The organism is Dactylosporangium sp. NPDC051485 (assembly GCF_040682015.1).
In the GTDB taxonomy this organism is placed as follows: domain Bacteria; phylum Actinomycetota; class Actinomycetes; order Mycobacteriales; family Micromonosporaceae; genus Dactylosporangium.
The window spans coordinates 132,367-152,155 of the sequence record NZ_JBFAZW010000007.1 but is presented as its reverse complement, the minus strand read 5'-3'; the positions used below and the strand labels follow the sequence as shown (position 1 = coordinate 152,155).

Genomic DNA, 19,789 nt, shown 5'->3' with positions numbered 1-19,789 from the left:
GGTCGCGGAGCGGATGGGGGTCGGCGAGAGCTGCCAGGCCCGGTGGCGGTGGCGGCGCTCGTCGACCCGGGCGCCGGCCTCGGCCGCGGCCGACTCGGCGTCGGCCAGCGCGAGCTCGGCGGCGCGCCGGCGGTAGTGGCGCGCCTCGGCGTCGAGCTGTTCGGCTCGGGTGGCCTCCCGCCGTACCGAATCCTGGGCTTCTTCGGCGGCCTCGGCGTCGGACTCCGCGGCCGCCAGGGCGAGTTGGACGGCGGCCGTGAGCGACGCGGCGAGCGTGGTGGCGTCGTCGCGGGCGGCCCCGGCGGCGGCCTCGGCGGCGGCCAGCGCGGCGCGGGCCTGGTCCAGGTCGGCGAGCAGGGCCACGGCCTCGTCGCAGAACGCGATCTCGGCGCGCAGCCGCGGCTGGCGGGCGAGGCGGTCGCGGGTGGTGCGCAGGATGCCGGCGACCTTGCCGGCCGAGGTCGGCTCGGTGACGAGGGCGAGCAGGTACTGCACGAAGTCGTCCGCCGTCTTGAACTTGAAGTGGTGCTCGATGCCGCCCTCGGTGGCGTTGATCTTGAGGATGGCGGTGAACAGCCCCGGGTCGAGGCCGCGGTCCTGCAGCGCCTGGGTCCAGCGCTCCTGCTTGGTGGTGACGACCGGCTCGGTCTCGTGCGGGAGCCCCTCGACCGCCCGCACGAAGTCCTTGAGATCGGCGCCGAACGGCAGCTGGGTGTCGACCGAAGGGGTGAACGCGTACCAGGCCTGGCGCAGGCGTTCGTGGGCGGCGTTGGGGTCAGCCGGCTGCGCCTTGTCGGCCCACTCGTACACGCCGCCGGTGACCAGCAACTGCCCGGCGGGGTCGATCCACTCGACGACGACGTGCGCGGTGTCGGCGCCGAGGATGCAGTCCTCCAGGTGCCGGCCGGTGGTGGCGGTGGCCAGGAAGTCGCGCCGGTCGGGGCGGATGAGCGCGCACAGCAGCGCGATGAGGGTGGACTTGCCGCCGCCGTTGCGCATCCACAGGATCGTGTCGAGCGGGGCGCCGTCGCGCCCGGTCAGGTCGATCCGGACGTCGCGGAAGCGGGCCGCGGCCGAGCCGATCCGGTCCAGGTAGATGCTGCGGATGCGCCACAGCCGCGCGGGGGCCGCCATCAGCGCTGCCCCGCCCGGACGGCCTTCATCGCCTCGAGCGCCTCGCCGCCGGCCACGTCGGCGACCAGCAGCCGGAAGCGGTCGGTGAGCTGGAAGGTGCTGGGGCCGAGCTGCGGCATCTGCCGGGCGGCGCCGCGCTCGACCAGCCAGCCGAGGACCTCGGCGACGGCGAACTGGGTGCAGCCCTTGGCCGGGCCGGGCTGGCGGTCCTTGGGCCGGAACGCGGCGGTGCGCCGGTAGAGCTCGGCGGCCGTGCGGGCCTGCCCGTCGCCGCTCTCGGGGTCGCCGGGCACGGCGAGGACCCGCTCGATCGTGTCGCGGACGAACTTGTCCAGCGCGGCGACCTCGAGGGTCTTCACCTCGCTGCTGTCGAGGTCGGCCTCCTGCGGGAAGGCGTACGCGGCGATGCCGAGCACGATCAGGCCGGCGATGAGCTTCTCGTCGGCGGACATGCCGGTGCTGCGCAGGTCGCCCATGCGCACCGCGAAGACGCTGCCGGGCTGGGTGCTCAGCACGAGCCCGGTCCGCGGCGGCGCGCCGAGCACGACCAGCCCGAGCCCACTCGCGACGGTGTCGACCGTGTCGCGGAAGAGGGTTTGGCCGCGGTAGCGCTCCAGCAGCCGCCCGTACGGGTTCGCGTCGGTCGGCCGGGCACCGGCACGCAGGCCCAGGGCGACCAGCTCGGCCGCCGCCCGGACGTCCTCGATCGGCACTGTCACGCTTCGTCTTCCTCCTCGCCGTACTTCACCAGCAGCTCGTCGCCCCAGACCATCGCGTTTTCGAACGTCCCGCCGGTGCGCTCGGCGACGAGGGCGGTCACATCGGCGGAGCGCTGTTCTTCGGGGTCGGCGACGTCGGGCGCATAGGCCCACAGCGCGGACAGCATCACCAATTCCGCCGTTTCGCCGTCGTCAATGTCCTTGAGCAGGTCGGAAAGGGCGACGGGCCGTTCCTCGGCGCGCCGCAGAATGCGGGTCGCGGCCGCCACGACGTGTGCCGGATAGGACTGCGGGTCCACGCCCTCGGTCTCGCCGGGCTCCTCGGCGTCCAGGTCGGTGTTCCCTTCGGCCTTCGGGGGCGCCAGCAGTACGTCGACCAGGCTGTCCAGCTGCAGCAGCCGCGGGATCCGCAGGCCGAGCACCCGGTCCCCGAACGTCTCGGCGACCGTCGCGGCCTGCTCCGCGGGCAGCCGGAGGACGGGCTGCAGCAGCTCCTGTTCGACGTTGAGGAGCCGCAGGTGTACGCGCCGGGCGAACACCTGCTGCAGCTGCGCCTGGATGAAGATCGTCCGTGCGCCGCTCACCCGGTCGGCGAGGTCGAGGTGGACCTGCCGGATGCGCCGCAGCGTGTCGACGAGGTCGCCGGAGGCCCGGCGCACGGCGGGGTCGGTCTCGGCGTCGATGCCGGCCGCGACGTGGTCGAGGACCTCGGCGTCGGCGGCGATGCGGGCCTCGACGTGCTCGCGGGCGCGGGCCAGGCGCTGCGGCACGTCGGTCACCCAGTCGACCGAGCGCACGTCGCGCTTCGTGGCGTCGAGGACGTCGGCCAGCGACGCCGACATGGCCACCGAGGCCCGCTCGGCCTGCACGGCGGTGCGCCCCGCGGCCTCGAACCGCCGGTCGCGCAGCTGCCGCTGGAGCACCACCGAGAAGGCGGCCTCGGCGTCGTCGACGTCGAGGTCCAGGCCGCTGAGGTACAGCATCACGGCCTGCGGCGAGGCCAGCACCACCGCCCCGTCGGCGCCGTCCTGCAGCTGGAGCAGCTTGAACGCGTACTCCTCGCGGTTGTCGTAGGTGTAGACGAAGGCCCGCTGCTGGTCGGCGTCGTTGAGCAGCCCCTTGACCACCCACCGGGCGGCGTCCTCGTGCTCGGCCGGGTCGGCGCCGGGCGCCCGCATCCGCCCCGCGAGCTCGGCGGTCGACTCGATCAGCTCGGCCAGGGTGAGCGAGCGGGCGAACCCGAGCGAGGCGACGGCGAGGTCGATCGCCGCGAGCGCGAGCTGGCGCAGGTCGTACGCCTCGTGGATGTTGGCGTGCGGGGCGTTGCGCACCAGCCGGGCCACCGGGTCGGTGAGGATAAGCGCCCGCCACCTGGTCCGCACGTCCGTCACCCGATCACCCCCGGCCACCTACCGTACGCATCACCCGTTCGTGGCGCCGGATGGGGCCCGCCTAGCCTCGCCACTCCCGGGCGGTGACCGCGTACTGCACCTCGGGCTCGCCCTCGCCCGGATACTCGAACGTGGCGACGTGGCGCAGCCCGCACTTCGCCATCACCCGGTGGGAGCCCGCGTTGATCGCCATCGTCTCGGCGTACACCCGCTCGACGCCCAGCGCCTCGAACCCGCGCACGACGAGCGCCCGGCACGCCTCGGTCGCGAAGCCCTTGCCCCACGCCTCCCGCCGCAGCCGGTAGCCGACCTCGATGCCGGACCGGTCAACGGGCGCGGGCGGGTCGATGTCGCGGTGCGGCCGGAAGAACACCCAGCCGAGGAACGCCTCGGCGCCCCTCTCCTGCACCGCCCAGTAGCCGAGGTCGTCGCCGTGCTCGTAATAGGCGAGGATGCGCGGCAGCCCCTGGTCCCGCCAGGTCTGCAGGGGCGTGGGCGGGCCGAGGTACCGCATCACCTCGGGATCGGCATCGAGCGCCACGAGGTTGTCGAGGTCGCCCGCGGTGATGCGCCGCAGCGCGAGTCGCTCGGTCTGCAGGTGCACGGACATGCCCCCATCATCCGATCAGCCGGAGCGTGACCACAGGTGGGTCGTGAATACCCGGAGCGACGTCGTCATTTCGGCCAGTGATGCCGATTCACATTTTGCAGTAGCGTGTGGGCCCTTCTACGAGGCGTGGAGGTCAGGTGGCGCAGCGGCGGGGCATCATCGCCCAGATTCAGCGGGCGCACGCACAGCAGGCACGCGAACAGCAACGCGCGCAGGCGGCGTACGTGCGGCGGCAGCAGGCGATGCGCTGGGCGGCCGAGGAGGCCGCGAAGGCCGCGCAGCGGGCGACCTTCGCAACCGAGCGCAAGCGCCTGTACCTGGAGGCCCGGGCGGCCGAGGTCGCCGCCGACAACGCCGATCTGCAGGCGCAGCTCGGGGAGCTCGAGAACCTTTTGCAGGCGACCCTGACCGTGGACGACCACGTGGACTTCGCGCTTCTGAAGAAGCCGTTTCATTTCCCGCCGTTCGACCCGGGCCCGGACGGGGTGCCGGGGCCGGGGCCCGACTGGCGGCAGTTTGAACCGGCGGCGCCGACCGGGCTGGGCAAGGTGTTCGGCGGCAAGGCGAAGTACGAGCAGCAGCTGGCGGAGGCCCGTTCGCGCTTCCAGCTGGCACAGAGCCAGCACGCCGCCACCGAGACCGAGCGGCAGCGCCGGGTGGCCGCAGCCCACGCGGCGTATCAGCAGCGGCGCCAGCAGGAAGAGGCGCGGATCGCGGCCGACAATGCCGAGGTGGACCAATTCGCGGCCGCCTTTCAAGCCGGCGAGCCGCAAGCGGTCGTCGACTACTTCGGCATCGTGCTGGCCAACTCCGTGTATCCGGACGACTTCCCGCAGACCTACCGGCTGGCCTATGTTCCCGAGTCCCGGCAGCTCGTGGTGGAGTACGAGCTGCCGCCGCTCGAGGTCGTCCCGGCGGTGAAGGAGTACAAGTACGTCAAGACCCGCCACGAGGTGACGTCGTCCGCCCGACCGGCCAAGGAGATCAAGGAGCGGTACGCCTCGGTCGTCACCCAGGTGACGCTGCGGACGCTGCACGAGCTGTTCGAGGCGGACCGCACCGCGCTCGCGGAGACGGTGACGTTCAACGGCGTCGTCGACACGACCGATCCCCGCACCGGCCAGAGCATCCGGCCCTGCCTAGTCACGGTGCGCACGACCCGCGAGCAGTTCATGGCGCTCAACCTCGCCAAGGTCGACCCGGCGGCGTGCCTGCAACACCTGAGCGCGTCGGTGTCGAAGCGGCCCGAGGCGCTCGCCCCGGTGCGGCCGGTGCTGGAGTTCGACATGGTCGACAAGCGCTTCATCGACGAGGTCGACGTGCTGGCCGACCTCGACGACCGGCCGAACCTGCTGAAGCTCACCCCGGGCGAGTTTGAGTCACTGATCCAGAACCTGTTCACCAAGATGGGGCTGGACACCAAGCAGACCCAGGCCTCCCGCGACGGCGGCGTCGACTGCGTGGCCTTCGACCACCGTCCGATCTTCGGCGGCAAGGTGGTCATCCAGGCCAAGCGGTACCGCCACACCGTCGACGTGTCCGCGGTGCGGGACCTCTACGGCACGCTGCAGAACGAGGGCGCCTCGAAGGGCATCCTGGTCACCACCAGCGGCTACGGCCCCGCGTCCCACGAGTTCGCCGCGGGCAAGCCGATCGAGCTCCTCGACGGCCCGAACCTGCTGTACCTGCTGGCCAAGCACGCCGACCTCAAGGCGCGAATCGACCCGGCCGAACTCGACTGACGGCACGGGCCGCGCGATACGTTGGGCCGATGGAGACGCTGGACCGGGTGGGCGAGGAGTACTTCCGGGGGCACTACGCGGCCGATCCGTTCGCGGCCGGGGTGTTCGGGGTGCCAGGGCACGAGGCCGAGGTGCCCGATCCGAGCCGGGCGGCCGCCGATCGGCACCGCGCCGAGCTTGCCCGCCTCGCCGGGGAGTTGGACCGCATCGACCCCGCCGGGCTCGTCGGCGAGGACCGGATCAGCCACGCGATCCTGCGGCGGCTGCTACGGGACGGGCAGCGGGTGCTCGCCGACGGGGTCGTGGAGGTCGGGGTCACGGCCGGGGGCAGCGGGCCGCTCGCGCTGGTCGTGTCGACCGTGCCGGCGGGGACCGGGACCGACGGGGAGTACGTGGCGCGGCTGGAGAAGCTGCCGGGGTTCTTCGACGCCTACGTCGAGCGGTACCTGCAGGCCGCGGCCGACGGGCGGTTCCCGGCCGCGATCGGGGTCCGGCAGGCCATCGCGCAGGCCGACGCCTACCTCGCCGCGCCGCTCGAGCGGGACCCGCTGCTGCGGCGGCTCGCGACGGACGTGGTGGCTGACGCGGTACGGCCGGCAGTCGTGCGGTTCCGCGATGCCCTCGAGGAGCGTCTGCTACCCGTCGCGCGGGACGACGAGCAGGCGGGGCTGTGCCACGTGCCGGGCGGGGCGGAGGGCTACCTCGGGGTGGTGCGGGCGTACACCACGACCGAGCTCGGCCCCGAGGAGATCCACCGGACCGGCCTGGCGCTGGTGGCGCTGCTGCGCGAGGAGTTCGCCGAGCGGGGCGGGCGCGCACTGGGCACCACGGACGTCGACGAGGTCCTCGTCCGGCTCCGCGAAGATCGAACCCTCCGCTTCGGTACCGCGGAAGAGATCGTCGGCACCGTGACGCGCGCGCTGCGCGAGGCCGAGGCGGCGCTGCCGGACTGGTTCGCGCACTACGACATCGCGCCGTGCGTCGTGCGCGAGATGGACCCGGCCGAGGCCGAGCACTCGGTGCTGGGCTACTACATGCCGCCGGCGGCCGCCCGCCCCGGCGCCCACGTGGTCAACACGCACCGGCCGGACCTGCGGGCCCGCTTCGAGTACGAGGCCCTCGCCTTCCACGAGAGCATCCCCGGCCACCACCTGCAGATCGCGCTGGCCCAGTCGCGCACCGACCTGCCCGCCTTCCGCCGCTTCGCCTACTTCGACGCCCACGGCGAGGGCTGGGGCCTGTACAGCGAGCGCCTCGCCGACGAGATGGGCCTCTACACCGGCGAGCTGAGCCGCCTGGGCATGGTCTCGTTCGACGCCTGGCGCGCGTGCCGCCTGGTGGTGGACACGGGGATGCACCACTTCGGCTGGTCACGCTCGCGCGCCATCGACTACATGCGCGCCAACACCGCCCTGTCGCAGACGAACATCGAAAACGAGGTCGACCGGTACATCGCCATGCCCGGCCAGGCCTTGGCGTACATGATCGGCCGCCTGAAAATCCAGGAGCTGCGGGAGCGCTCGCGCGCCACCCTCGACATCCGCGCGTTCCACGACAAGGTCCTGGCTCACGGCCCGCTCCCCCTCGACGTCCTGGCCGACCTCATCACCGGTTCCTGACCCGCCGGCCTGCACACCGTCGGCGTCAGCAATCACCCGAAGGGTCACGGAGCCGTCCGGCGGACCGCCCGCTGGCTGCATCTCCGGCCCGATCGCGATCTGTAACGCCGGCCCCCTCACGGCCACGGCATGGGCGGGTGGCGAAGTTGTAGTGCTCTTCGAACGCGGCCAGGCGGGCGGTTTCGAAGTGCCCGAACGCGGGCGACCCGACAGCGATGACGATCGCGGCGGTCAGGTACTTGGCGCCCATCTCAGTTGGCTATGACGGAGGTCGGTGACTCCGCCAGGGCGCACCTAGCCTCACCTGTGCCGGGCGGTTCCGCACCTCATCACTCTCGGTAGTCGGGTCTAACGCTGGTGCCGCACGCGCGGCCGTTGTCCGCGGCAGATCAGTGCGTGGTGAGTAGGCTTTCGAGCGTATGTAGGCCGGGTCCTTGGAGGTCGGCAACGGCGGCGGGCCGTCCGGCGGCGGCCATCACCAGGGCCTCGATGGGGCCGCGTACCTCGGGGCCGTGCCCGGTGACCCAATCGGTGTCGGTGGCAGCGAGGGTGAGCCCGTTGAGCCGGCCTGCCGGGGCGAGCGCGGGGACGACTGCGGGCGAGACGAGGTAGTCCAACAGGGTACGCCAGTGCTCTATGGGTACATCGACGGTCAGGCCCAGTGGTCTGGCTATGTCGCGCAGGTGGAGGCAGGTCTCGGCGAACGGTCCCATCGGGCCGACTCGCGGCGGGCTCACCTTGTCGGTGGCGTGTTCGCGGAGAAGGGTGATGAGCTGCGTCGGGGGTGTCCGGGCGAGTCGTCTGGTGAAATGGTCGACGGTCTTGTTGGTGTCGCCCCGGTAGCGCATCGCGGTGAAGAAGAACCGCGGAAAGCTGACGATCATGGGTTGGGCGAGGTGCGCCGCCATGTGGCGCACGGTCCATCCGGAACACAGTGTGGGCGCGTTCCAATCGGCATCGTCCAGCGATTCGAAAACATCCACGATCATCAGCCGGTTGCGGCTGGTCCAGGTGTAGATCTGCTGGTCATTGATCATGATCATCTTCTCTGTGATCGTGGAGCTGAAGTGCTCGCCGGCGTACGTCACGGTTCAGCGCCTGCAGTACCTTGACGGCCGCGGCGATCTCCTGGGTGGTGCAGTCCTGTGCCATCTGCGACAGGTGCCGCCGCTCGTCGTCGCCGACTCGGCCGATCATCTCGGAGCCGACGTCGGTGAGTGCGATGAGGACCGAACGCCGGTGCTCGGGGTTGGCGCGGCTCTCGACATGGTTTCGCTCGATCAGATCGTTGACGTGACGCTGCACGCCCTGTCGAGCAAGGTCCAAGCGTTCGCCGATGGCAGGGACCGTGGCAGGGCCATGCTCGGCGAGCACTTCGAGGACTGCACGCATTCCGACGGTCAGGCCCAGTGGCTTCAGCGATGCCTCGACCACCCGGGCGGAGTTGAGCACGAGTGGCCGGACTTGCTGAATAACCTCGTAGAGACGGGAGCCCCGATCTCGCAACATGACAACAATGATGTCATATAAAGGTCTCGCGATCTACCTCGCCAGCCGCGACGGCTACGAAGACTCGTTCCTACCCAACGGGCTACCTGCCGGCAGCCCCGAAGACGCCCTCGACTGCGCCTGCGACCTCTACCTCAACGACCCCACCGCCTGGCTCCAACCCCCGACGAATGAACGCCGAGGACCACTTAGGCGAGGGCGCGGGCGATTGCGGCGGCGGCGGTGATCACCTCGGCGGGGACGGTCACCGGGTCGAGGTCGGTCAGGGCGACCACGCCCACGCTGGCCTCCAGGCCTTCCACGCCCGCGACGGCGGCGGCCACGCCGTGGGCGCCTTGTTGCAGTTCGCCGGTCGTCGTCACGGCCGAGTGATCGCCCCGGCGGCCGGCGAGGATGGCCTTGCCCGCGGCGCCGGACTCCAGCGGGTGACGGGAGCCGGTCCGGTACGCCACGTGAAACTGCGTCCACGAAGGCTCCACGACCGCCAGCGCGTAGGCCTCTCCCCCGTCGGCGATGGTCAGGTGCGCGGTGGCGCCCACGGACTCGGCGAGGCGGCGCAGGGCGGGCAGGGCCGCGTCGGCGACCAGCGGCTGGGCCCGGCGGGCCAGGTGCAGCACGCCGGCGCCCAGGCGGAGGCGGCCCGAGCGGTCGCGGCGGATCATGCCGTGCTCGGCGAGGGTGGCGGCCAGGCGGTAGACGACGGCGCGGCCGACGCCCAGGTGGACGGCGGCCTCGGTCATGGTGAGGCCGGCCGGCGTGTCGGCGACCAGGTGGAGCAGCCGCAGCCCGCGGTCCAGGGTCTGCGCCGTCTCGGTTGCCACCGCCCAAGGCTATGTGACCCGCCGAAGGGGCACACCATACGCAGGCGCCCCGGCGGCTACTCTTGCACTCGTGACCCTACGCCTGTATGACACCGCCACCCGATCGGTCCGGGACTTCGTCCCGATGACGCCCGGGCAGGTCGGCATCTACCTGTGTGGGCTCACGGTGCAGGCCGGCCCGCACATCGGCCACCTTCGCTCCGGCGTCAACTATGACGTGCTGCGCCGGTGGCTGCTGAAGTCCGGGTTCGCGGTGCGGTTCATCCGCAACATCACCGACATCGACGACAAGGTGCTGCAGAAGGCCGCCGAGGCCGGCCAGCCGTTCTGGTCGATCGCCTACGCCAACGAGCAGCTGCTCGCGGCGACGTACCAGCGGCTCGGCGTGCTGCCGCCCACCTACGAGCCGCGCGCGACCGGGCACGTCCCGGAGATGCACGAGCTGATCAAGAAGCTCATCGACGACGGGCATGCGTACCCGGCCATGGACGGCAGCGGCGACGTGTACTTCGACGTGCGCTCCTACCCGGAGTACGGCGCGCTGTCCGGGCAGCGGCCCGACGCGATGGCGCCGGCCGCCGACGGGCCCGAGCGGGCCAAGCGCGACCCGCTCGACTTCGCGCTGTGGAAGGGCGTCAAGGCCGACGAGCCCGCCGATGCCTACTGGCCCTCGCCCTGGGGGCCCGGCCGGCCCGGCTGGCACATCGAGTGCTCCGCCATGTGCTGGCGTTACCTCGGCACCGAGTTCGACATCCACGGCGGCGGGCTCGACCTGCAGTTCCCGCACCACGAGAACGAGATCGCGCAGTCCCGCGCGGCCGGACACGGCTTCGCCCGCTACTGGGTGCACCACGCCCTGCTGAACCTGGGCGGGGCCAAGATGGCCAAGTCGATCGGCAACGTGGTGTCCCTCGAGTCGCTGGAGCACTCGGGGGTACGGCCCGTGGAGGCGCGCTACTACCTCCTCGCCCCGCACTACCGCTCGGTGATCGACTTCACGCCGGAGGCGCTCAGCGACTCGGCCGTCGCCTACCGCCGGCTGGAGAACTTCGTGCTCCGCGCCGCGGAGCTGGTCGGCGATGGCGAGCTTGGTGACGTACCGGCGGAGTTCGCGGAAGCGATGGACGACGACCTGAACACCTCGCGCGCCGTCGCGGTGCTGCACCACGCGGTGCGGGATGCCAATGCGGCCCTGACCAGCGCCGACGCCGCGGCCGTGCGGAGCGCGCTGGCGCAGGTGCGGGCCATGCTCGACGTGCTCGGGGTCGACCCGCTGCACCCGCAGTGGCGCCAGTCGAAGGCCGGCGACCTGACGAAGGTCGTAGACTCGCTGGTCGCGCTCGCCCTCGAACAGCGGGCGGCGGCGCGCGCACGCAAGGACTGGGCCGCCGCCGACGCGGTGCGCAACCAGCTCAACCAGGCCGGCGTCGTGGTGGAGGACACCGCGGCCGGCGCCCGATGGACCTTGGAGCATTAGTCGTGCCTGGAAATTCCGAACGCCGCGGTAAGCGGGTCGCCTCGAAGAAGGGCGCGACGAAGGGCTCCGGCGGCAAGAACCGCCAGTCGCTGGCCGGGCGGGGCCGCACCCTGCCCGCCGACGAACGCCCCTGGCACAAGGGGTACTCCGGCGACGAGCCCCTGCCCGAGCGCACCGCCTGGAAGCAGGACAAGGAGCGGCGGGCCGCGGCCGCCCAGGGCCGCGCCCCGAAGATCGGCCAGCCCGGGACGAAGCGGACCGCCGGCAAGGGGCCGTTCGGTACAGCGGCGAAGAAGGGGACTCCGCAGAAGACGCGGGTCTCGCCGGGGCGCAAGGCCGCGCAGCCCAAGGACGGGCCGGAGCTGCTCGTCGGGCGCAACCCGGTGGTGGAGGCCCTGCGCACGCACGTGCCGGCCACCGCGCTCTACGTCGCCCTCGGCATCGACATGGACGAGCGGGTCAAGGAGGCCGTGCGCACCGCCGCCGAGCGGGGCGTGGCGATCCTCGAGGTGACCCGCAACGAACTCGATCGCATGACCGGGGGTGTACTACACCAGGGCCTCGGCCTCCAGGTGCCCCCGTTCGCCTACGAGCCGTTCGCGGACCTGCTGGCCGCGGCGCTGGAGAGCCCGCAGCCCCTGCTCATCGCCCTCGACGGCATCACCGACCCGCGCAACCTCGGCGCGATCATCCGCTCCGCGGCCGCGTTCGGCGCCCACGGCGTCTTCCTCACCGAGCGCCGCTCGGCCGCCATCACCGCGACCGCGTGGCGCACGAGCGCCGGCGCCGCGGCCCGGGTCAAGGTGGCCCAGGTGACCAACCTGACCCGCTCGATCAAGCAGTGTCAGGAAGAAGGCTTCGTCGTCGCCGGCCTCGACGCGGACGGGGAGGCCTCGCTGTACGCGCTGGAGGCCGCCGTCGGCCCGCTCGTCGTGGTCGTCGGATCGGAGGGTCGCGGCCTGTCCCGGCTCGTCGGCCAGACCTGTGACCTACGCGTGGCCATCCCGATGGTGTCCGATGTGGAGTCCCTGAACGCCTCTGTCGCCGCCGCCGTGACCCTCGCCGAGGTAGCACGTCGTCGCGCTCTGTAGATCTTGAGGACCGCCCCTAATATGGGCCGGTGACTCAGCCTCAGCAGGGCTTCGCCATCGGGGTCGACCTCGGCACGTCCAATACCGTCGCGGTGGTTCGCCACCCCGACGGTCGGACGCGTCCGCTCCTGGTCGACGGGGCGCCGATCATGCCGTCCGGCGTGTACGTCGACGAGCATGGTCGGCTGCACGTCGGCCGGGACGCGTACCGGATGGCCGGGCTCGATCCGTCGCGCTTCGAGCCCAACCCGAAGCGGCGCATCGACGAGCCCACGGTCCTGCTCGGCGACCGGGAGATGGCGACCGTCGACCTGCTCGCGGCGATCCTGGCCGCGGTCGCGCGGGCCGCCGTCGAGGCGGTCGGGTTCCTGCCCACCGCGGTGCTCACCTACCCCGCGGCCTGGGGCGCCCGCCGCCGTGACGTGCTCGCCGAGGCGGCCCGCCGGGCCGGCTGGCCGCCGGTCAGGCTCGTGCCCGAGCCGGTCGCCGCCGCGCGGTACTTCGCCGACGTCCTGCGCCGCCCGGTGCCCGTCGGCGCGGCGCTCGCGGTCTTCGACTTCGGCGGCGGCACGCTGGACATCGCCGTCGTGCGCAACGACAACGGCCGCTTCTCCGTGGCCGGCTCCGGCGGCATCGAGGACCTCGGCGGCCTCGACGTCGACGCCGCGATCATCGAGCACCTCGGCAACGTCATCGCCCAGACCAGCCCGGACGCCTGGGCCCGGCTGCGCAACCCCGCCAACACCACCGAGCGCCGCGACCGCCGGCTCTTCTGGGACGACGTGCGCGGGGCCAAGGAGATGCTGTCGCGCACCACGGTCGCGCCGATCACCGTGCCCGGCCGCGACCAGGCGCTGCACGTGACCCGCGAGGAGCTCGAGCGGGTCACCGAGCCGCTGATCCGCCAGGCCGTGTGGGAGACCGGCAAGGTCATCCAGGCCGCGGGCCTGCGCGCCGACCAGCTGGCCGGCCTCTTCCTGGTCGGCGGCTCGTCGCGGCTGCCGCTGGCCGCCCGGCTCCTGCACGCGGACCTGGGAATCGCGCCGACGGTACTGGAACAGCCCGAGCTGCCGGTCGCCGAAGGCGCGCTCGCCGAGATCGTCCCCGTCGCGGCTGGTTATCGGACCGAGAGCATTCCTGCCGCCCCTCCCACGGCGCCGTTTTCAGCCGCGCCGGTTTCTCCGGTCTCTGGAGGCTTCGGCGGTACTCCGGTTTCGCCCGGTTTCGGGGGAGCTCCGACGTCGGCCGGTTTTGGTGGGGGTCCGAATTCGGCTGGCTTCGGGGGAGCTCCGGCTTCGGCTGGTTTTGGTGGCGGTCCGGTTTCTTCGCCTCCGGGGTATCCGATGACCGCGGCGCAGGCGGTTCCGCCGGGGCAGATCAGCTCGCCACCGGTTTCCGCCGCGCCGCTTCCGTCTCCGGTACCGTCGCGACCCCGCCGGACCGGCCTGCTCGTCGGCGCCGTGGCGGCCCTCTCCGTGCTCGCGCTGGTCGGGGCGGGCACGTATTGGTTCTTCTTCCGCGACCGCATCAACTCCGTCGACTTCAAGACCGTGGCGAGCGCGGGCGAACTGGCCCTCAGCGCCGATGCCAACGCGATCAGCTACCCGGTCACCGCCACGCTCGGCTCGCGCACCTATGTCGGCTGGGTCGCGGACAAGAAGTTCCACGTCGCCGCGTACGAGCTCGACGACAAGAAGAAGGTCTGGCAGCGCGACATCGACACCGACACCACCCGCTGGCAGCTCTATCCGAATCCGGGCGGACTGGTGCTCATCGGCGCGGGCGGGACCAAGGGCACGCTGCGGCTGCTGAACACCGCCAAGGGCGAGGAGCGCGTGCAGCAGGACTTCAACTCCGACGACCGCGTCCTGTTCCTCGACTCGGTCTGGGTGGTCCACTCGAACTCCGCCAAGAAGACCAACGCGTACGCGTGGGACGGCAAGCCGAAGTGGTCGCTGGACGACGACAAGAAGGGCACCGTCATCCGCGGCCCGGTCAACGCGACGGACACCCGCGGCCCGGCCGACTTCGGCGGCGGCCCGACCGATCGCGACACGAAGTCCCGCACGACCTACGTCTCGATGGACGGCGGCAAAATCAACCTGCGCGACGCGTCGGCCGGCGGCCAGATCCTGCGCAGCTGGAACGACAGCGGCGACAGTTACTCCGAGTACGCGATGGCTGACGACATGCTCATCGTCTACGGCACCAGCACGAAGTACACGGTGAAGGTCTACGACCTGACCAAGCAGAGCGAGCCCGACCAGCTGTACGCGGGCGACGACAAGCACCGCATCGCCTCGGTCTCCCCCTGCGGCGCGGGCCGCTTCTGCGTGCTCGACTCGTCCGCCTCGGACGGCTCGGACACCACGCTGCACATGCTGTCGGTCTCCGACAAGAAGCAGCTGTGGCAGCGCGAGGCCAAGGCCACCGACCTGCTCGTCCCCGTCGGCAAGCAGATCCTGGCCACCTCCGCCAACGGCAGCTCGAGCCGGCTGTACGGCGAGGACGGCACCCAGCTGCTGAAGCAGGAGGACCAGGGGGCGCTCGGCGTGCGGGTGACCAACGGCAGCCTGCTGTTCTTCGCCAAGGCCCCGTCGCCGTACGCCGCCGACGCGGCGCTGGTCGGGGTGACGGCGTCGAGCGGGGACCGGGTCGCGCTCGGCACGCTGCCCAAGGTCGTCGGCACCAGCTGCTCTTGGAACGCCTCGAAGATCGCCTGCGTGGCAGGGTCGAAGCTGCAGGTCTGGACCTTCGCCTAGCCCGTCTTGAGCGCTTTGAACGAAATGTCGGGCGCTGGCGCGCCACGACATTTCCGGATTTATACCCCGACGGGGGTTTTACCGGGGCCTTCTATGCGAAAAGGGGCGGCGCTCCAGGCGCCGCCCCTTCGTTGCTGCTTGCTGCTTTAGATGCGCTGGCCCGTCGCGGCGTTGAACGCGTGGTGCGTGTTGGCGTGCGGACGGACGTACACGATCTCGGTCAGCCGCGGCGTGCGGCGCGGGTCGGCCCGGACGACGAACCGCTCGTCCTGCCCGTCCAGCGCGACGATCCCGTGGACGTACGCGTCGGAACCAAGCTCCTCGACGAGGTCGACCGTGATCGGGATGCCGCCGTCGTTCGCCCCGACGAGGTCGGTGTCCTCGGGCCGGAACCCGACGGTGACCCGCCCGTTGGCCCCGTCCGTCTGCGCCGCCGCGATCTGCTCGCGGGTCAGCGGCAGGATGACGTCGCCGAAGCGGCCGCCCTGGTCGGTCAGCGGCACGGTCTTGATGTTCATCGCCGGCGAGCCCATGAACCCGGCCACGAAGACGTTGGCCGGCCGGTCGTACAGCGCGCGGGGGCTGTCGACCTGCTGCAGCACGCCGTCGAGCAGGACCGCCACGCGGTGGCCCATGGTCATGGCCTCGACCTGGTCGTGCGTGACGTACACGGTGGTGATGCCGAGCTTGGCCTGCAGCGTCGCGATCTGCGAACGGGTCTGGACACGCAGCTTGGCGTCGAGGTTCGACAGCGGCTCGTCCATGAGGAAGACCTGCGGCTCACGCACGATCGCGCGGCCCATCGCGACACGCTGCCGCTGACCGCCGGACAGCGCCTTCGGCTTACGCCCGAGGTAGTCCTCGAGCTGCAGCATCGCGGCCGCTTCCTTCACCCGACGGTCGATCTCGTGCTTCGGCGTCTTACGCAGCTTCAGGGCGAACGCCATGTTCTCGTACACCGTCATGTGCGGGTACAGCGCGTAGTTCTGGAACACCATCGCGATGTCGCGCGCCTTGGGCGGCAGATGCGTGACGTTGCGGTCGTTGATCAGAATGTCACCGGCGTCGACATCCTCGAGCCCGGCGAGCATGCGCAGCGAGGTCGACTTGCCACAACCGGAGGGCCCGACGAGCACCAGGAACTCGCCGTCCCCGATCTCGAGCTCGAGCTCGTCCACCGCGGGCCGCGGGGTGCCCGGGTAGATGCGCGACGCTTTCGCGTACGTGACCGTAGCCATAGGGGTAGCCACCTTCCACCGGCAGGAACGTGCCGGACGATCCGAGTAGAAGTACCTCCGGCCTGCGGCGGTGCAGGACGCGAAGTACCGCAACAGTAGGCGGTACAACGCCCCGTGCCAAGGTCACAGCCCGAATTGGCGGTGTTTTGCTACGCTTCGTCCCCGGGAGTATCGGGAGGACAGCTCTTCCCCACCTAGGTACCATCGTGAGACCAGCCGACGTGGCGCAACTGGCAGCGCACCCGACTTGTAATCGGAAGGTTGGGGGTTCAAGTCCCCCCGTCGGCTCTCACTGCACTTGCTCGTTCATGCTGGTCAAACGCTTGCGCCCATTCCTCCTTCTCGATGGGTCGAATGCGATGATCTTGGCATCTGGGCCTCTGGTAGCAAGATCGGTAGCGAAACCCTCGAAAACTCCATCGGCCACTGTCTCTATTTCCTGAACAGCTGCAGTTGTGGCCGCAACCCGTGGCGCTGGGGCCGGCGGCGTTTGCTCGGCCGGTTCTTCCGGGCCATACAGAAAGTCACCAACGCGTTTGGATGCCTCTACCCGCAGCTCGTCGATGACGTGCTGGTACCGCTGGACCATGCGCCGGTCCGACCAGCCCATGACGGCCATGACTGTCTGCTCGTCGATGCCCAGGAGCAGCAGGATCGTCGCTGCGGTGTGCCGGCCGTCGTGGACGCGGGCGTCCCGTACTCCGGCCTCCCGGCAGATGGCCTTCCAGTCCAGCCAGTCGCTTTTGGCGTCGTAGGGCCGGCCGTCGGGTTGGCACCAGACCAGGCCGAATTCCTTCCAGGTGTCCCCGGCGTCGAGGCGCTCCTGGTCCTGGACCTGTTTGTGGGCGTTGAGCAGGTCGAGCATCCGCGGGTCCAGCGCGATGCGGCGTTTCCCGGCGTTGCTCTTCGGGTCGGTGAAGACGACGCCTCCACCGGTGCGTTGCGGGCACCGGTGCCCGTGTTTGGTGCAGCCCGGCTCGCAGACTTCGGTACACGACTCCTTCCGTTTGTGGCGGGGGCAGCCCTCGCTGACCTTGCGCCGGGGGCAGCGGTCGACCCGATGCTTCGTGCATTCGCTGGGAGGCTTGCCGCACCCGTGCTGCCACCGGGTCGGGCAGGGTGTGGTCCGGCAGAAGTGCTCGGCGCACGCGACCGGATCGTCGCAGCCGTGCTCCCAGAGACGGCTTCCGGCCTGCCGCCGCACCACCAGCCAGCCGCCGAGGTCGAGACCGGTCGGTTTGTCGCGGGTGGACGTCGACGCCCTCATCCACGGCAGGCCGAGCGCTTCGCCCTGCCGCAGGCCCAACGGCATCCCGATCGTCCACCGGGTGCCGTTGCGCCGGTGCTCGCAGACTTTCAGGATGGCCTTGACCTCGGAGACGAAAAGCGGAGTGACCTCCTCCTCTTCCAATTTCGGCACCCAGGTCATCAACTCAACTGGGCTCCGCGGAATGATCTTCTGCTTCACCGCCCAGTTGCAGGCGGCGCGCAGCGTCCGGAAGACCAGATGCACTCCGCCCGCGTTGAGGCCGGGTCCCTTGTCGCGGGTCTTCTTCTCACCGGTTCCGAGTCCCTGATCATCGGGTTCGGGCTTGCGTCGGATCGACTTGAAGAATGTTTCCAGCGCCTTGGGCTGCTCCAGGAGTTTGTCGAGGCGCCATTCGCCGAGACCCGGGACCAGCCAGTTGTCTACGGCCCAGCCGTAGGAGTTGTGCTTCGTCTTGTAACTCCAGTCGTCCTCGTGGGCGTCGACCCAGTCGTTGAGCAGCTTGCTGAGTTTCGGTGGCATGCCGGACTTGACGAGTCGCCCGGCCGCGACCTCGTCGGCGAGCTTTGCGAGCTTGGCGCGGACCTCGTTGTCGCTCTTGCCGCGTCGGTGCCGGATGTCCGGTGTGCCGTTGGGTTTGGTGCCGACCAGAAGCTGGCCTTGCCAGCCCTCTGTGCCGCACCAGACGGAGACTTCTTCCTGGGCCTTGCCGGTGGTCGGCGCAGCCTTGCGAGGGCGTCCCACGATCGCCGCCCTAACCGCGTGAGACCCGGCGGCTTGAAACCACCGTTCCCAGGGTCGGCTGGCCGCATCCGCGATGTGCCTGCAGGCGGGTTGCGCTCGCCGAGTCAGCGGCGTCGCACTCCAGGCGTATCGCCTGGAGTGGCTGAGAGGGCCATCTGCCAGGCTTCGAATGCCCCTCGTAGCGCGTGCTCCAGGGCGGCGCGCTGCGACACGGTGAACTGCTCATCAGTGAGCGCGCGACCGAGTTGCCGGATGACCTCGGGATACGGGGGTTCTTCCGGCGGCAGGCCGAAGTCTTCCCTGGTTCCGAAGCCGACTGCGATCGCGGCCTCGCGTGGATTGATCCCCAGCACCTTGCAGATGGCCACGATTTGGGCTGGATTCGGCGACTCGATGAGGCCGCGTTCGTAACGCTTGATGGCCGATTCGCTGACGCCGGACTCCGCGACGACGTGGGCGAGCGTGTAGCCGAGTGCCTGGCGCCGGTCGCGCAGCAGCGAGGCGAGGCGTTCTCCGGCGCGCTCGTCGGCGGACATGGCGCCACCATAGCGGTCTGCTCCGCCGCTGAGGACGCTGGATGTCTGTGGTTCCGATCGGAGACTGCTCTGATCAGAACCGTAAGTGAAAAAGTGCAGCGATGCTCTCTGAACTGCCTTGTTCTGAGGTTCACATCTGAACCCTTGCATACTTGACATCGAAAAGTCTAGTTAGCCAGAACCCTTTATGGCTCAGATCTGAACCCTTAGCGTGCGGTGTCATGACTGACGCTTCGACACTGGCGGGTGGGGACCGGCGTCGCCCGGTCTGGAACGACGAGGTTTTCCGGGAGCGGACCAAGGCGCTTGGTGCACGAAATGATCGTGAGCGGTGCGCTGTGGCGGGGCTGTCGAAGGCCAGCCTGCGTCGGTGGCGCATGGGTTCAGCGCCGTCGCTGGGTGTGCTGGGTGTCGTCGCCGGGCGGCTCGGAGTCGGCATCAGCGACCTGATCCGTGAGGAGGTCGCGTGAGCGGCGGCTCGGCCCTGGAGCCGCTGCTGCTGACAGTCGAGGAGGCTGGCGCAGCCTTGCGTCTCAGCAAGGGAACGGTGAAGAAGCTGATCCGCTCGGGCGAGCTGGACAGCGTCAAAATCGGCGCGAGCCGCCGCATTCCGGCCGACGACCTCGCGGCCTATGTCAAGCAGCTCCAGCGGCGCGCCGCAGACGCGTCGGATCACGAAGATACGGATCTGAGTGCGGCATGAGCCGCGCAGCGCGTCTGCGGCGCGACACCGGTCCCGCTGCACCCAGGCGGCGGGCGTATCGGGGACCGGCCCCGCCCGTCACCATCCTGCCGCCGACGGTGGTTGCCCGTGGGGGGCAGGCAGATGCGACCCGGTGAGCGGCGTCGGCGCGTGGTGCCGCCCGGCGAAGCGACGACGCGTGTCCCGAAGCACCGATTCGAGCCGGACGAAGCTGTGCCGATGGACTTCTGGGACCGGCGCACGTGCGCAGCATGCCGATGCATCGGGTCCGTCGGTGACGCGCGACATTTCGCCGCAGGCGAGGAGCCGCCCCGGTACCCGGAGGTGGCTGAGGAGGTGCGCGCCTTGGAGCGTCGCCGCCTCGGTGAGCACGACGACCCCTGAAACGCCAGGTGGTGGCGGCGGGGTTTGAAGATCTGATGTCGC

The 19,789-nt window shown here is 70.6% G+C and carries 17 protein-coding genes and 1 tRNA gene; 8 read left to right on the top strand and 10 right to left on the bottom strand.

Features of this window, described 5'->3' with window-relative positions; genetic code table 11:
- The 4 genes from AB0M46_RS05985 to AB0M46_RS05970 all read right to left on the bottom strand — a co-directional run.
- A partial coding sequence (locus tag AB0M46_RS05985) for a hypothetical protein (RefSeq protein WP_363333203.1) occupies positions 1-1,134 on the bottom strand: 1,134 nt, incomplete at its 3' end.
- Positions 1,134-1,853 carry a hypothetical protein gene (locus AB0M46_RS05980; RefSeq protein ID WP_363333202.1) on the bottom strand — a complete coding sequence of 240 codons (720 nt, stop codon included), beginning with the start codon at positions 1,851-1,853 and terminating at the stop codon, positions 1,134-1,136. The genes AB0M46_RS05985 and AB0M46_RS05980, both read right to left, overlap by 1 nt.
- Positions 1,850-3,244 (bottom strand): hypothetical protein, encoded by a 1,395-nt coding sequence (locus AB0M46_RS05975; protein WP_363333201.1) that lies wholly within the window; start codon positions 3,242-3,244, stop codon positions 1,850-1,852. Before AB0M46_RS05975 ends, AB0M46_RS05980 begins: the two co-directional genes overlap by 4 nt.
- Positions 3,245-3,305: 61 nt before the next feature.
- The gene (locus tag AB0M46_RS05970) at positions 3,306-3,854 is read right to left on the bottom strand and encodes a GNAT family N-acetyltransferase (protein WP_363333200.1); all 549 of its coding nucleotides are present in this window, start codon (positions 3,852-3,854) and stop codon (positions 3,306-3,308) included.
- A gap of 137 nt (positions 3,855-3,991) precedes the next feature.
- Between AB0M46_RS05970 and AB0M46_RS05965 the strand changes: the two genes are divergently transcribed.
- Positions 3,992-5,596 (top strand): restriction endonuclease, encoded by a 1,605-nt coding sequence (locus tag AB0M46_RS05965; protein ID WP_363333199.1) that lies wholly within the window; start codon positions 3,992-3,994, stop codon positions 5,594-5,596.
- A gap of 29 nt (positions 5,597-5,625) precedes the next feature.
- Complete coding sequence (locus AB0M46_RS05960; protein ID WP_363333198.1) at positions 5,626-7,215, top strand: DUF885 domain-containing protein; 1,590 nt, start codon at positions 5,626-5,628, stop codon at positions 7,213-7,215.
- A gap of 389 nt (positions 7,216-7,604) precedes the next feature.
- Here AB0M46_RS05960 and AB0M46_RS05955 read toward each other — a convergent pair whose 3' ends face one another.
- The 3 genes from AB0M46_RS05955 to AB0M46_RS05945 all read right to left on the bottom strand — a co-directional run bounded on the left by AB0M46_RS05955 (position 7,605) and on the right by AB0M46_RS05945 (position 9,545).
- Positions 7,605-8,303, bottom strand: a complete 699-nt coding sequence (locus tag AB0M46_RS05955) for a maleylpyruvate isomerase family mycothiol-dependent enzyme (RefSeq protein ID WP_363333197.1) — start codon at positions 8,301-8,303, stop codon at positions 7,605-7,607.
- Positions 8,242-8,724 carry a MarR family winged helix-turn-helix transcriptional regulator gene (locus AB0M46_RS05950; RefSeq protein ID WP_363333196.1) on the bottom strand — a complete coding sequence of 161 codons (483 nt, stop codon included), beginning with the start codon at positions 8,722-8,724 and terminating at the stop codon, positions 8,242-8,244. Before AB0M46_RS05950 ends, AB0M46_RS05955 begins: the two co-directional genes overlap by 62 nt.
- Positions 8,725-8,912: 188 nt before the next feature.
- Positions 8,913-9,545, bottom strand: a complete 633-nt coding sequence (locus AB0M46_RS05945; RefSeq protein WP_363333195.1) for a helix-turn-helix domain-containing protein — start codon at positions 9,543-9,545, stop codon at positions 8,913-8,915.
- Positions 9,546-9,615: 70 nt separating this feature from the next.
- On the opposite strand from AB0M46_RS05945, the gene cysS reads away from it, so the two are divergent.
- Genes cysS through AB0M46_RS05930 form a run of 3 tightly spaced genes read left to right on the top strand, consistent with a single transcriptional unit; the run spans position 9,616 to position 14,875 of the window.
- Complete coding sequence (gene cysS / locus AB0M46_RS05940; protein WP_363333194.1) at positions 9,616-11,022, top strand: cysteine--tRNA ligase; 1,407 nt, start codon at positions 9,616-9,618, stop codon at positions 11,020-11,022.
- Between the two features lie 2 nt (positions 11,023-11,024).
- Positions 11,025-12,113, top strand: coding sequence for a 23S rRNA (guanosine(2251)-2'-O)-methyltransferase RlmB (rlmB, locus tag AB0M46_RS05935; protein WP_363333193.1), 1,089 nt, complete (start codon positions 11,025-11,027; stop codon positions 12,111-12,113).
- A 29-nt stretch (positions 12,114-12,142) separates the two neighbouring features.
- The gene (locus tag AB0M46_RS05930) at positions 12,143-14,875 is read left to right on the top strand and encodes an Hsp70 family protein (protein ID WP_363333192.1); all 2,733 of its coding nucleotides are present in this window, start codon (positions 12,143-12,145) and stop codon (positions 14,873-14,875) included.
- 146 nt (positions 14,876-15,021) lie between these two features.
- On the opposite strand, the gene ugpC is transcribed toward AB0M46_RS05930, so the two are convergent.
- On the bottom strand, positions 15,022-16,113 hold the full coding sequence (gene ugpC / locus AB0M46_RS05925; protein WP_363333191.1) for a sn-glycerol-3-phosphate ABC transporter ATP-binding protein UgpC: 1,092 nt from the start codon (positions 16,111-16,113) through the stop codon (positions 15,022-15,024).
- A gap of 215 nt (positions 16,114-16,328) precedes the next feature.
- On the opposite strand from ugpC, the gene AB0M46_RS05920 reads away from it, so the two are divergent.
- Positions 16,329-16,401: transfer RNA gene (locus AB0M46_RS05920), tRNA-Thr, on the top strand.
- Between the two features lies 1 nt (position 16,402).
- On the opposite strand, the gene AB0M46_RS05915 is transcribed toward AB0M46_RS05920, so the two are convergent.
- Both AB0M46_RS05915 and AB0M46_RS05910 read right to left on the bottom strand, forming a co-directional pair.
- Positions 16,403-18,124: a tyrosine-type recombinase/integrase gene (locus tag AB0M46_RS05915; protein ID WP_363333190.1), complete on the bottom strand. Its 1,722-nt coding sequence runs from the start codon at positions 18,122-18,124 to the stop codon at positions 16,403-16,405.
- Positions 18,125-18,228: 104 nt separating this feature from the next.
- Positions 18,229-18,660, bottom strand: a complete 432-nt coding sequence (locus AB0M46_RS05910; RefSeq protein ID WP_363333189.1) for a helix-turn-helix transcriptional regulator — start codon at positions 18,658-18,660, stop codon at positions 18,229-18,231.
- 221 nt (positions 18,661-18,881) lie between these two features.
- On the opposite strand from AB0M46_RS05910, the gene AB0M46_RS05905 reads away from it, so the two are divergent.
- Both AB0M46_RS05905 and AB0M46_RS05900 read left to right on the top strand, forming a co-directional pair.
- Complete coding sequence (locus AB0M46_RS05905; protein WP_363333188.1) at positions 18,882-19,130, top strand: hypothetical protein; 249 nt, start codon at positions 18,882-18,884, stop codon at positions 19,128-19,130.
- The gene (locus tag AB0M46_RS05900) at positions 19,127-19,363 is read left to right on the top strand and encodes a helix-turn-helix domain-containing protein (RefSeq protein ID WP_363333187.1); all 237 of its coding nucleotides are present in this window, start codon (positions 19,127-19,129) and stop codon (positions 19,361-19,363) included. The genes AB0M46_RS05905 and AB0M46_RS05900 overlap by 4 nt, the downstream gene beginning before the upstream one ends.
- Positions 19,364-19,789: the final 426 nt, after the last annotated feature.